Source organism: Kitasatospora sp. NPDC089797, from assembly GCF_040684795.1.
Taxonomy (GTDB): Bacteria; Actinomycetota; Actinomycetes; order Streptomycetales; family Streptomycetaceae; genus Kitasatospora.
The window spans coordinates 46,862-59,269 of sequence record NZ_JBFBGS010000044.1; the positions used below are offsets into that span (position 1 = coordinate 46,862).

Annotated in this window: 10 protein-coding genes; 2 read left to right on the plus strand and 8 right to left on the minus strand. The window is 73.0% G+C overall.

Translation table 11 applies throughout. The annotated features are described in order from the left end of the window. Positions 1-17 precede the first annotated feature (17 nt). Positions 18-737, plus strand: a complete 720-nt coding sequence (locus tag AB0O91_RS29990; protein WP_363439534.1) for a hypothetical protein — start codon at positions 18-20, stop codon at positions 735-737. 228 nt (positions 738-965) lie between these two features. Here AB0O91_RS29990 and AB0O91_RS29995 read toward each other — a convergent pair whose 3' ends face one another. The 3 genes from AB0O91_RS29995 to AB0O91_RS30005 form a co-directional block, all read right to left on the minus strand. Then, a complete protein-coding gene (locus AB0O91_RS29995) occupies positions 966-1,643 on the minus strand; it encodes a hypothetical protein (RefSeq protein WP_363439537.1) in 678 nt (225 codons plus the stop codon). Positions 1,644-1,744: 101 nt separating this feature from the next. Further along, on the minus strand, positions 1,745-2,443 hold the full coding sequence (locus AB0O91_RS30000; protein ID WP_363439540.1) for a ribonuclease HII: 699 nt from the start codon (positions 2,441-2,443) through the stop codon (positions 1,745-1,747). A 279-nt stretch (positions 2,444-2,722) separates the two neighbouring features. Continuing rightward, entirely contained in the window at positions 2,723-3,271 is a 549-nt protein-coding gene (locus AB0O91_RS30005) for a TetR-like C-terminal domain-containing protein (RefSeq protein WP_363439542.1), read from the minus strand. Between the two features lie 496 nt (positions 3,272-3,767). On the opposite strand from AB0O91_RS30005, the gene AB0O91_RS30010 reads away from it, so the two are divergent. Beyond that, entirely contained in the window at positions 3,768-5,318 is a 1,551-nt protein-coding gene (locus AB0O91_RS30010; protein WP_363439599.1) for an MFS transporter, read from the plus strand. A 174-nt stretch (positions 5,319-5,492) separates the two neighbouring features. On the opposite strand, the gene AB0O91_RS30015 is transcribed toward AB0O91_RS30010, so the two are convergent. The 5 genes from AB0O91_RS30015 to AB0O91_RS30035 form a co-directional block, all read right to left on the minus strand. Then, a complete protein-coding gene (locus AB0O91_RS30015; protein ID WP_363439545.1) occupies positions 5,493-7,223 on the minus strand; it encodes a DUF4173 domain-containing protein in 1,731 nt (576 codons plus the stop codon). 142 nt (positions 7,224-7,365) lie between these two features. Beyond that, the gene (locus AB0O91_RS30020) at positions 7,366-8,310 is read right to left on the minus strand and encodes a carbohydrate ABC transporter permease (RefSeq protein ID WP_363439548.1); all 945 of its coding nucleotides are present in this window, start codon (positions 8,308-8,310) and stop codon (positions 7,366-7,368) included. Then, the gene (locus AB0O91_RS30025) at positions 8,307-9,329 is read right to left on the minus strand and encodes a sugar ABC transporter permease (protein WP_363439551.1); all 1,023 of its coding nucleotides are present in this window, start codon (positions 9,327-9,329) and stop codon (positions 8,307-8,309) included. Before AB0O91_RS30025 ends, AB0O91_RS30020 begins: the two co-directional genes overlap by 4 nt. 196 nt (positions 9,330-9,525) lie before the next feature. Beyond that, complete coding sequence (locus tag AB0O91_RS30030; RefSeq protein ID WP_363439554.1) at positions 9,526-10,911, minus strand: ABC transporter substrate-binding protein; 1,386 nt, start codon at positions 10,909-10,911, stop codon at positions 9,526-9,528. 273 nt (positions 10,912-11,184) lie between these two features. Further along, positions 11,185-12,399 carry a cytochrome P450 gene (locus AB0O91_RS30035; RefSeq protein ID WP_363439555.1) on the minus strand — a complete coding sequence of 405 codons (1,215 nt, stop codon included), beginning with the start codon at positions 12,397-12,399 and terminating at the stop codon, positions 11,185-11,187. Positions 12,400-12,408 lie beyond the last annotated feature (9 nt).

Genomic DNA, 12,408 nt, shown 5'->3' on the forward strand with positions numbered 1-12,408 from the left:
GGCCAGGAAGGAGGATCGTGATCAACGGTATCGGCCGAGGTCAGCATCCCCTCTCCGGGAGTTCGGCGCCGAGACGGCTGCTGGACCTGGAGACCTGGACCGCCTCGGGGATCCCGTTGCTGCGCGACCCGCGCGAGTTCGTCCTGGAACTTCACCAGCGCCACCTGCCCCAACCGGGGACGGTCGTGGTGGCCGTCCTGGACGCGCTCCACCACCTGGCCGCCTCGGCCTCGTTCACGCCCTGGCCACATGACACCGACGGCTGGCAGCACCGGAACGCCCTGCTGACCCACCTCCGCCGGATCACCCCGCACGACCTGCGCCTGCCCGAGCCGACCCGGACGGCCGTGCTGCTGCGCTGCCGCGACGGCGCACCCGGCTGGACGGAACAGGACGGCGCCTGGATGTGGGCGCTGCGGGACGCGGCCGGGCTGCACGGGCTGCGCTGCGGCTCCTACGTCGGGCTCACCCCGACGGGCTGGCAGATCCTCGGGGACGGACGCGGCGGGCGCAATCCGCACGCGGGTTCGTGGGCGGACGGGCCGGTGCACACCGTGACGGAGCTGCCGCCGCGCTCGGTGCTGGACGAGGCCGCGCGCAGCCAGCGTGCCCGCCAGCAGGCCGCCGAACAGGCCAAACGGGCCGACGCTCCACAGCGCTCCCCGCAGTCCGAGCCGCCGTGGATCCCGGCCCGGGTCACGGCCGCCCCGCCGGGCCGCCGCACCGGTACGCGCTGAGCGACCCCGGGCGTCTGGTCCGGCGCTCCGTTCCGGGCGTCCGCCTCGGGCACCGGTCCGGTCGTCCGTTCCCGGCATCTGTTCCGGGCGCCGGCCGGGGCGCCCGGTCGAGGGCGCCCGCAGCAGGGCATCCCGCCCCCGACAGCAGGGCGCTCCGGCGAGGACGGGCTCCGGGCCCGGCACCGTACGGCGCCGGACCCGGAGTGGAGACGGTGGGTGACGTTGCGGTCAGGCCTTGGCCGGGCACCCCGGGGCGGCGCCGGCCGCCGCCGTGACGGCCGGGCCGGCCTCTCCGCAGACCACCAGCAGAGCGGTGGCGCGGCCGAGTGCCTCGGTGTAGGCCGTGGCGGCCCGGGCGGGCGAACCGCCGTTGGCCACCAGGACGACCACCTCGCGGCGGACCGGCCGGGTCAGCGCGGCGTCCGCGTAGAACACGTCCCCGCCCTCGGCGAGTTGCGCCCAGTAGCGCTGCTCGCCGAAGGAGAGTTCGTGCTGCTGCCAGGGGTGCGCCTCGCCGACGGTCAGCACCAGGACCTCGCCCGGGTTGCGGCCCGAGTCCAGCAGCTGGTCGACCGCCTCGTCGGCGCGTTCCAGCGCCTCGGCCGGGGTGGCGGCGATGCGCCGGACCTCGACCTGCGGGGTGGCGGGGGCCGGGCGGCGCGGGGCCGGACCGGGCTTGGGGATCAGGCGCGGCGGGCCCGAGCGGTCGGCACGCGACGGTGCCGGACGGGGCGCCGGGCGCGGGCCGGGCACCGGGAGCGGCGCGGCGGCAGTGGCGGTGGGCTTGGTGGGTGCGCCGCCGGTGGCAGGCGTGTGGAGGGCTTGTGCGTCCGACTCGCGTGGAAAGGGAACGCCGGGGCCCGGGAGGCTCTCGTGAATCTCCGGCTCCTCGGGGAAGACAGGCATACCCGGATATCTATCAAATGCCGGTCGAACGCGCACGGGCACCCCACCCATTGGACGTCGGGTATCCCCCCGACCCACCCGGGGCAATTCCAGACGCACCGTCAGAAACCGAGCGTCAACTGTTCGTCGGCGGATCCCTGACCCGCGCCCGCGAGGTCCCGATCGCGCTTCAGATGGCGCCACTTGGGCAGCGCGTCCAAGTACGCCCAGGAGAGCCGGTGGTGCTCGGTGGGGCCGAGCTCCTCCAGCGCGGCGCGGTGCACCGGGGACGGATAGCCGGCGTTGTCCGCGAAGCCGTACTCCGGGCAGGCCTCGCCCAGTTCGGCCATCAGTCCGTCGCGGTGGACCTTGGCGAGCACCGATGCCGCGGAGACGCAGATGCAGGACTGGTCGCCCTTGATCACCGTGCGGACCCGCCAGGGGCCGCCGAGGTAGTCGTGCTTGCCGTCCAGGATCACCGCATCGGGCTCGACCGGGAGGGCCTCCAGCGCGCGGACCGCGGCCAGCCGCAGGGCCGCCGTCATGCCGAGCTCGTCGCACTCCTGCGACGAGGCGTGACCGAGCGCGTACGCGGTGACCCAGTCCGCGAGCACCGGCGCGAGGGCCTCGCGGCGCAACTCGGTGAGCAGCTTCGAGTCGGTGAGCCCCTCCGGTGGCTTGCGCAGGCCGGTGACGGCCGCGCCGACGGTGACCGGTCCGGCCCAGGCACCGCGGCCCACCTCGTCCAGCCCGACCACGACCTTGGCTCCGGCCCGGCGGAGGGAGCGTTCGACCGAGTGCGTCGGCGGGACGATGGGCATCAGGGACTCCGTTCGGCACAGCAGCCCCGTCGGGCGGGACGGCCCGGTCGGGGGGCGGGGCGGCCCACGCGGGCCGGGCGACCGGTCGGGCAGGTGACCCGCACCGGTGGGGCGCTCTCCAGCCTAAGCCCGCCCACGGACGCCCCGGTCCCGCCCGGCACTGCGCGGCCCCACCCGATCCGGTCCCGCCCGATACTGCGCGGCCCCACTCGATCCGGTCCGGCCGGTCGCCGGGTGGGCCGGCACCGCACCCCCGCCCCACCCCTGGCCGCAGGAGTCCTACGGCTGCCGGACCATCGGGATCAGCACGTCGTCCACCAGCCGGACCGCGAAGTCCGGGGCCAGCTCCTCGAACGCCTTGACCTGGAACATCAGCATGGCCGGAACGACGTCGACGACCAGCGGGGTGACCGCTCCGGGCCGGACGTCACCGCGCTCGACACCCCGGCGGAGGATGTCCAGGATGGTGTCCTTGGTCGGTCCGATCACCCGCTGCACGATGAAGTCCTTGAACACCTCGGCCTGTTGCTGCGAGAGCTCGGCCATCAGCGTGTGCAGGGCGGCGCCCGCCCGGGAGCAGATCGCGTCCGTGAACAGCTCGATGAGCTGCAGCAACTCGGCTCGGGCGGACCCGAGATCGGGGATGCCGTAGGGGCGTGGCAGAGTGGAGTCCAGGGCGTCGATGACGAGTTCGACCTTGGACGTCCAGCGCCGGTAGAGCGCGGCCTTCCCGGTCCGCGCCGCAGCGGCGACACCCTCCATCGTCAGTCGCGCGTAGCCGCCGGAGGTGAGCTGGTCGAGCGCGGCCTCGAAGATCGCGTTCTCCAACTCCTTCCCCCGACGCCGCATCGGCCGCGCCAGCGCCTCCCGGGCGACCCGTACCCGACAGCAGGGATCGGACTCCGTCTCCGCCCCCGGCACCGCCGGGGCCGCTCCGGGTCCGGTCGGGACCGCACCGGACCCCGCGGACGAGGCGGGTTCCGCGGGCGTCGCGCCCTCCGTCGAAGCCCTGGCCAGAGCCGGAGCCGAAGTCGGAGCCTCAGTCGCAGTCGCAGTCGGCCGAGGGGCCGCCCGACCGGACGCCCGGTCCGCCGACAGGCGCCGCATCAATCGATCCATCCCCACCGTCCCTACCGTCCTTACCGCCCTTAAGGAACGCTTGCGTTCACTATCAAGCGCAGGCTATCGTCCAGATTAGTGAACGGCACCGTTCCTTCCTAGTCTGCGCTCATGCGCAGCAGCACGTCCGGGCCAGCGGATCCGCGATGAGCCCGACGCACTCCAGCACCGAGCACGTTGCCAGCAGGGGGCTCATTTCGTGGCTATCACCGACACGCTCAGCAAGAACTCACCGCCGAAGGGCGGTCAGGGCCGGGGAAAGGGCATCACCCTGACCGTGATCGCGGCCACCCAGCTCATGGTGGTGCTCGACGCGACCATCGTGAACATCGCGCTGCCGCACATCAAGGACGCGCTGAACTTCTCCACCACCGACCTGTCGTGGGTCATCAACGCGTACACGCTGACCTTCGGTGGGCTGCTGCTGCTCGGCGGCCGCGCGGGTGACATCCTCGGCCGCCGCCGGGTGTTCATCTTCGGCACCCTGCTGTTCGGTCTGGCCTCGCTGCTGGGCGGGTTCGCCCAGGACAGCACGCTGCTGCTGGCCGCCCGTGCACTGCAGGGCATAGGCGGCGCGATCTGCTCACCGACCGCCTTCGCCCTGATCGCCACCAACTTCGACGAGGGCCCGGAACGCAACAAGGCCTTCGGGGTCTTCTCGGCGGTGGCCGGTTCCGGCGCCGCGATCGGCCTGCTGGCCGGCGGTCTGCTCACCGAGTACCTGAACTGGCGCTGGGTGTTCTTCGTCAACGTGCCGATCGCCGTCCTGATCGCGATCGCCGCGCCGCGCTACATCGCCGAGTCCGAGCGCCACCCGGGCCGCTTCGACCTGCCCGGCGCCTTCACCTCCACGCTCGGACTGGTCGGCCTGGTCTACGGCTTCATCCGGGCCGCCAACCCGGACTACGGCTGGTCGGACGGCCTGACGATCGGCTCCTTCGCCGGCGGCGCGATCCTGCTGGCCGCCTTCTTCGTGATCGAGCGGCGCACCGCCCAGCCGATCACCCCGCTGCACCTGTTCGCCAACCGCAACCGCACCGGCGGGCTGGTGATGATGCTCTGCCTGGCGGCGGCCATGTTCGGCATCTTCTTCTACGTGGTCCTGTTCGTGCAGGGGCCGCTCGGGTACAGCCCGCTCAAGGCGGGCGTGTCGTTCCTGCCGATCAGCGTGTCGATCATCATCGCCGCGCAGCTCGCCTCCAACCTCCAGGCCAAGTACGGCCCGAAGCCGTTCATGGCGGGCGGCGCCCTGCTGGTCACCGTCGGCCTCACCTGGCTGACCCAGATCCACCAGGACAGCGGCTACCTGGACGGGGTGCTCGCCCCCACGGTGATCTTCGGCTTCGGGATGGGTCTGATCTTCGTCCCGGTGATGCTGCTCGCCGTCGCGGGCGTGCCCGGCGAGGAGACCGGCGCCGCCTCGGGCCTGCTCAACTCGATGCAGCAGATCGGCGGTTCGCTCGGCCTCTCGATCCTGACCACCGTCTTCGCGCACTACGCGACCATCGAGACCAAGGCCCAGCTGCCCGCTCTGCTCCAGGGCGGCAGTCCGCAGGAGCAGGCCTACTTCGAACAGCACCACGAGTTCCTGCCGGGCACCGGCCCCGCCAACTCGGTCCTCTCCCAGGGGATCTCGCACGGGTTCATCGTGGGTGCGGCACTCGCCGCGGTCGCGCTGCTGGTCGCGCTCTTCGTGATCAAGGCGAAGGCCAGCGACCTGCCGAGCGGCGACAGCGCCGGCGTGGCGATGCACTGATCCGCTGCGGAACCGCGACGGGCCGGCCGGGAGCAGCACGCTCCCGGCCGGCCCTTCCGTCTCCCCGCCCGCTCCGCCGTTCGCTCCCCCGCCGGGTCGGTCGCCGCGCTACGGGCGCCCCGGCCCGCTCCGCCCCCCGCCCGCTCGCCCCCGGGCCGACCCGCCGTTCGCCCGCTACCAGCCCCCCGCCGTCAGCAGTCCGACCAGCTCGCACGGCCCCCGCCCCGACTGCGGCCGCTCCGCCGGCGGTCGCTCCGCCAGGACCCGCCGGGCGTCGGCCACCGAGCCGCCGGCCGCGTACCAGGGCCTGGTGTCCCGGTCCAGGTCCCGCCGGATCAGTTGCAGCGCGCAGCTCCGCTGCGGCTCGGGCAGCCGGTCCAGGGCGGGCACCGCGTCGGCCGAGAGGTCCCGGACGTTGCGCAGGTCGATCCGCTGCGTCCGCTCGTAGCGGGCCACGTTCTGCTCCGCGACGATGGCGTCCGGCCCGGCCAGCCCGTACACGGCGGCGGTGAGCATGCCGCTGAGGACGACGGCGCGGGGCAGCCAGCCGGCGCCTCGGGTGAGTCCGGCGGCGATCAGCAGCAGGAGGACGACGCCCAGCCAGATCTCGACCACCAGCACCCACAGCCGCAGCCGGGTGAGCCCGGAGGCGTCCACGTAGAACCACATCCGCCCGAGCGCCGAGGCGACCACGACCAGGGCGAGCAGGCAGAGCAGTCCGAGCAGGATCCGCGCCACCCGACGGTCGCCGGGCATGGTGCGCGGGGCCCAGCGCTTGGCGACGGCCACCACGACCAGGGTCAGCACGGTGATCACGCTCAGCTGCCAGAAGCCCTGGCGGGCGTACGCGGAACGGCTCATCCCGGTGCTGCCCAACACGGCGTCCGCGCCGCCGAGTACCACCACGGCCTGGATCACCGCGAAGGCGCCGAACATCAGGTCGAGCGCGATCAGCGGCAGCGCCCACTCCAGCCGGCGCCGCTCCCGCCCCGGGCGGACCGCCAGCCGGTCCCAGCGGCGCGGACCGGCACCGGTGTACGCGAAGCCCAGCACGGTGAGCACCCCGACGGCGAACAGCAGCGCGCGCACGGGCAGCTGACGGAGGTCGAGGCTGGGGGTCAGGCCGGCCAGCAGGTCCGCCATGGCGGCGTCGGCGCTCGCGAACAGCAGGCCGAAGACGGTCAGCAGGACGGCCGCGACCGCGAGCGCCTTGAGCACCGGGACGATCCGGCCTCGGCCGCGCAGCGACCGCCCCCGTAGGCCGTCCCAGAGCCAGTCCACCCCCGGCACCAGCTGCCAGAGCGGCGCGGGCAGCGCGAGCAGCACCCCCGGCCAGCGGCGGCCGCCGTGCAGGGCGAGCGAGGCCAGGCCGAGCGCGCCGGCGACGGCCAGCAGGGCGGGCCAGCCCGCGTCCCAGCAGGCCGGGACGGCGAGCAGGGCGAGGGCCAGCAGGCTCCAGACGACCGTCCAGGGCCGGACCCGGCGACCGGCCGTGCGAGCCACCGCGCCGGCGGCGACGGCCGTGGCGACGCCACAGATCAGCAGGTTGGCGCCGATTCCGCCGTACAGCAGCCAGGCGGTCAGCAGGCCGGTCAGCACCGCGCACAGGAGGACCCGGGGCGTGGCCGCCGCCCGCCGCTCGGGGTCGGTGTCGCGCAGCCGGTCCCCGATCGACGGCGCGGGAACCCCGGGCGAGCGGTGCGGGCCGCCCGGCCGGTACGGGCCGCCGGACGGGTGCGGGCCGCCCCAGCTCGGGCCGGACGGGTGCGGCCCGCCCCAGCCCGGGCCCCCGGACGGGTGCGGCCCGCCCCAGCCCGGGCCCCCGGACGAGTGCGGCCCGGGTCGGTTCGGATCGAAGGGCGCGGGCTGCGGATCGGTCGGGGCAGGCGTGGACGGGCCCGGCATGAGTCCCCCTCGGTGGTCGGCGGGCAGGCGGAAGCCGCCCTCCGGGCGGTCCGCGGCGGGCGCGCTCAGCGCCGCTGCCGCTGCCGACTGTAGACCATTCTGAACAAGTTCAAAAGTTACTTCTGAACGCGTTCAGAATGCCCTACCCCTTGACCGAGCCCGCCAGCAGTCCGCGGACGAAGTACCGCTGGAGGCTGAAGAAGACGATCAGCGGAACGATGATCGACAGGAAGGCCCCGGCGGTCAGCAGCTCCCAGCGCCCGCCGAGCGAACCGGACAGCTGCGCCAGCCGGACCGTCATCGGCGCCACCTCCGGCGTACCGCCGGCGAAGGTGAGGGCGACCAGCAGGTCGTTCCAGACCCACAGGAACTGGAAGATCGCGAACGAGGCCAGCGCCGGGGCGCACAGCGGCAGCACGATCGAGCGGAAGATCTTGAAGTGCGAGGCGCCGTCCACCACCGCCGCCTCCATCAGGTCCCGCGGCAGCTGGGCGATGAAGTTGTGCAGCAGGAACACCGCCAGCGGCATCGCGAACATGGTGTGCGCCAGCCAGACCGGCGCGTAGCTGCCCTTCAGGTCCAGCGCCGGGATCAGCGTCAGCGAGCCCAGGTGCGCGCCGCTGGAGAACAGTCGCAGCAGCGGGATCAGCGCCATCTGGAGCGGCACCACCTGGAGCGCGAACACCGTGAAGAACACCGTGTCGCTGCCCCGGAACCGCACCCAGGCCAGCGCGTACGCCGCCATCGCCGCGAGCACCAGCGGGAAGAGGGTGGCCGGGATGCTGATCGCCAGCGAGTTCACCAGGAAGGGCATCAGGCCGGTGGACCCGCCGGAGCCGCCCTCGAACAGCACCGCGTGGTAGTTGCCGAGGCCGAAGTCCGGGTGCAGCAGGGCGTTCCACCAGCCGTCGGCGGTCACGTCCTGCTTGGGCCGCAGCGAGGTGACCAGCAGGCCGAGGGTCGGGATCGTCCACAGCACCGTCATCGCGATCACGAACACCGAGGCCAGCGGGCTGCTGAAGGCCCTCCGCACCGGGTTCACCCGGACCGGGCCCCGGGCGGCGGCCTTCGCCTCACTCCCGTTCACCGCACCTCACGCTCCCTCCGCAGCTGGACGATGTTGTAGGCCACCAGCGGCAGCACCGCGAGGAACAGCAGGACCGCCAGGGCGCCGCCCCGCCCGTCGTTGAACTGCACGAAGGACTGCGAGTACATCTCGTTGGCCAGCACCTGGGTGCCGAAGTTGCCGCCGGTCATGGTGCGGACGATGTCGAAGGCCTTCAGCGTGATGATCATGACGGTGGTCAGCACGACCATCACCGTGGTGCGGATCATCGGCACCGTGACGTGCCAGAACAGCCGCACCCCGGTCGCGCCGTCCAGCCGGGCCGCCTCCACCACCTCGTCCGGGATCGCCTTGATCGCCGCCGACAGCACCACCATCGCGAAGCCGGTCTGCACCCAGACCATCACCGCCATCAGCAGGAAGGTGTTCAGCGGCTGGCTGAGCAGCCAGTTCGGCGGGTCCGACCAGCCCACCGCGTGGGCGAGCTGGCTGAGCAGCCCGATCTGCGGCTGGTCCTTCCCGCGCGCCTCGTAGACGAACTTGAAGATGATCGAGGCCCCGACCAGCGAGATCGCCATCGGCATGAAGATCAGCGACTTGTACACCGCCTGGCCGCGCATCCGGTCCACCAGCAGTGCCAGCACCAGGCCGAGACCGGTCGCCGCCAGCGGGGCGACCACCAGCCACAGCAGGGTGGTGAGCAGCACCTCGCGCACCGAGTCGGTGGTGAAGGCCCAGCCGAAGTTCTCCCCGCCGACGAAGGTGCTGCCGTCCGCGCTGTGCAGGCTCAGGTAGACCGTACGGATCAGCGGCGCCACCAGCCCGACCACCAGCAGCACCACCGCCGGACCGAGGAAGACCAGCACGGCCAGCGGACGGGCCAGTCGGCCCCGGGCGCGGCCGGCCACCAGGAAGACCACCAGCAGGATGCCGAGGAAGCCCGCGATCGCGCCGAGGCTGTTGCCGAACTTGACCGCCGCGTCGCCCCAGGCGCCGACGGCCAGGGAGTCGGCGACCGGTGGGGAGCCGGATACGGACATGGCTGCACGTCCCTTCGGGTCATCCGGTGGGAAGCGGAGGAGCGGGAGCGGAAGCAGTGGAGCGGAGACGAAGGAGCAGGAGCAGGGGGCAGGAACGGAGGAACGGGAGCGGAACCGGGCGAAGGGGGCGGGCGGTGCGGGTGGGTGGCCCCGCACCGCCCTCGACAGGTGGTCCCCGAGTGCCCCGGTCGGCCGGCTACTTCGGCCAGGCGGCGTCGATGTCGCCGGCGACCTTCTGGATCGACTGCCCCTCCGCGAACCAGGCCGTCAGCGACTTCCACTCCTGCCCGGACCCGACCGCCGCCGGCATCATGTCGGAGGCGTCGAAGCGGAAGGTCGCGCTCGGGTCGGTCAGCGCCTCCGCCGAGAGCTTGTCGATCGGATCGGTGTAGAGGCTCTTGTCCACGCCCTGGTTGGCCGAGACCCAGCCGCTCGCGGTCTTCACCCGGCTGCTCGCCCAGTCCGAGCTGGACAGGTAGTTCTGCACCGCCTGCACCTCGGGCCGCCCGGAGAAGGCGGCCAGGAACTCGCCGCCGCCCTCGACCGGGTTGGCGATCGCCGGGTTGACGGCGGGCAGGTGGAAGGCGAAGACGTCGCCGTCGGGGGCGACCTTGGTGCCCTTGGGCCACTGCGCCTCGTAGAACGAGGCCTGCTGGAGCATCGCGCACTTGCCGGTGAGGATCGGCGCGCCCGCATCCTGGAAGGTGGTGGTGGCGATCGACTTGACGTCGCCGTAACCGCCGTTGACCCAGGCCGGGTTGAGCATCCAGCCGGCCACGGTCCGCATCGCCGCGGTGATCTTCTCGTCGGAGAACTTCACCTGGTGGCCGACCCACTGGTCGTACACGTCGCCGCCGTACGTGCCCAGCACCACCTCCTCCAGCCAGTCGGTGGCCGGCCAGCCGGTGGCCGTGCCGGAGGCGATGCCGCCGCACCAGGGCTTGGCACCGCCGGCCTTGGCGATCCGGTCGCTGAGCGCCATCAGGTCCGTCCAGGTCTTCGGCACCTCGTAGCCGGCCGCCTTGAAGGTCTTCGGCGAGTACCAGACCAGGGACTTCATGTTGGCGCTCATCGGGGCCGCGTAGAAGGTGCCGTCGACCGAGCCGTAGGTCTTCCAGACCGGGCTCCACTTGTCCTGGTTGGCCACCGTCCCGGCCGGCGGTTTGACCACCTTGCCGCTCTTGACCATCTGCGCCAGCAGGCCCGGCTGCGGGATGATCGCGAAGTCCGGGGCGTTGCCGCCGGCCACCCGGACCGGCAGCTGGGACTCGAAGTCGTTGGACCCCTCGTAGCTGATCTTGATGCCGGTGCACTTGCTGAACTCGGCCCAGGACTTCTCCAGGTTGTCCGACTCCGGGCTGAGGATGGAGGCGAACATCGTCACCGTGGTGCCCGAATGCCCCGCGTACGGCTGGTACGTGGCGCAGTCGCCGGTCAGCGTCTGGGCCGCGCCGCCGCCGTCACCCGAACCGCCGGAGCTGTTCGAGCAGGCCGCGGTCAGGGCCAGTGCCGCCAACAGGGCGGGTACGGCCACCAGTCGACGACGCGAACTCGTGGACGGCGCGGTCGGGTTGAGGGTCAATGCGGTCCTCCTCGCCAGGGCGTGCTGCCTAGGGTGGGCTGAACGACATTGCGCTGTACCGGAGATGGGCGTACGGGAGCACTGGACGAGCGGCGGCCGAACCGATTCGACGACGTTAACGCAGCCGTCCGCCGCCGCCAAGGTCCATGGTCGACCTTCCCGTACCGGTGCCCCGACCGGGACGCCCGAAACACCGACCGCGACCGCTGCGGGCCGCGTCCCCGCCCGGAAACCGGACGCGGCCGCGGCCCCGACGAACGGCGCGACCGGGTGTCACCGGAGCCGGACCGGCAGCTCCAGCAGACTGTTCACCACCAGCGAGGGGCTCGGCCGCAGCTCCCCGTCCGGCACCACCGGCGACAGCCCGGGGAAGCGCTCGAACAGCGCCGGCAGCGCGACCGCCGCCTCCAGCCGGGCCAGCGGCGAGCCCGGGCAGACGTGCGGTCCGTGGCCGAAGGACAGGTGGCGGCTCGGGTCCCGGGTGATGTCGAACAGCTCGGCCGTCACACCGTGCTGCAGCGGGTCCCGGCCGATCGCGTTGTACGAGACCAGCACCGGCTCGCCCGCCGGGATCACCACCTCGCCGACCTCGACCGGCTCGGCGGTGAAGCGGAACAGGAAGTTGCTGGTGGGCGGCGTCCAGCGGAGCGACTCCTCGACCACCGCGTCCCAGGACACCTCCCCGGCCCGCACCAGCGCCAGTTGGTCCGGGTGCGCCAGCAGGGCCCGCACCGCGTTGCAGATCAGATTGACCGTGGTCTCGTGACCGGCCGCGATGATCACCCGCAGGGTGGCCGCCGCCTCCGCGTCGGTGAGCGCCCCGCCCTCGGTGTCCGCCGCCAGCAGCACGCTCGCCAGGTCCTCGCCGGGCGCCGAACGGCGCTGCGCCACCAGGCCGTTGACGAAGGCGTTCAGCCCGGCCACGGTCGCCTGGATGCCCGCCGGGTCGGGCTTGACCCCGAAGAACCGCTCGTAGAGGTCGCGCAGCAGCCCGTGGTCCGACTCCGGGACCCCCAGCAGCGAGCAGATCACCGTCATCGGCAGCGGGAAGGCGAAGGCCGACTTGAGGTCGACCACCGGCTCCCCCGCCGCCAGGGCGTCCAGCAGCGCACCGGTGATCTCCTCCACCCGCGGGCGCATCAGCTCGACCCGGCGCGGAGTGAAGGCCTGGGCGACCAGCGCCCGCAGCCGGCGGTGCTCGGCGCCGTCGGTGGTCACCATGCTCGGGCCGGGCACCGCCAGGCCGATCAGCGGCCAGGTCTTCGGCACCTCGCCGCGCTGGTAGGCCGCCCAGTGCCGGGCGTCCTTCACCAGCCGGGCGTCGGTGAGCAGGTCGCGGGCGGCCGCGTGCCGGGTGACCGCCCAGGCGGCGACCCCACCGGGCAGCACCACCGGCACCGCCGGGCCGGCGGCCCGCAGCAGGGCGCCCTCGGCGGCGTTGTCACGGGCCAGCGGGTCGAGGGCCATCGGGGCCGGGGCAGCGGTCATCGGCGTCAA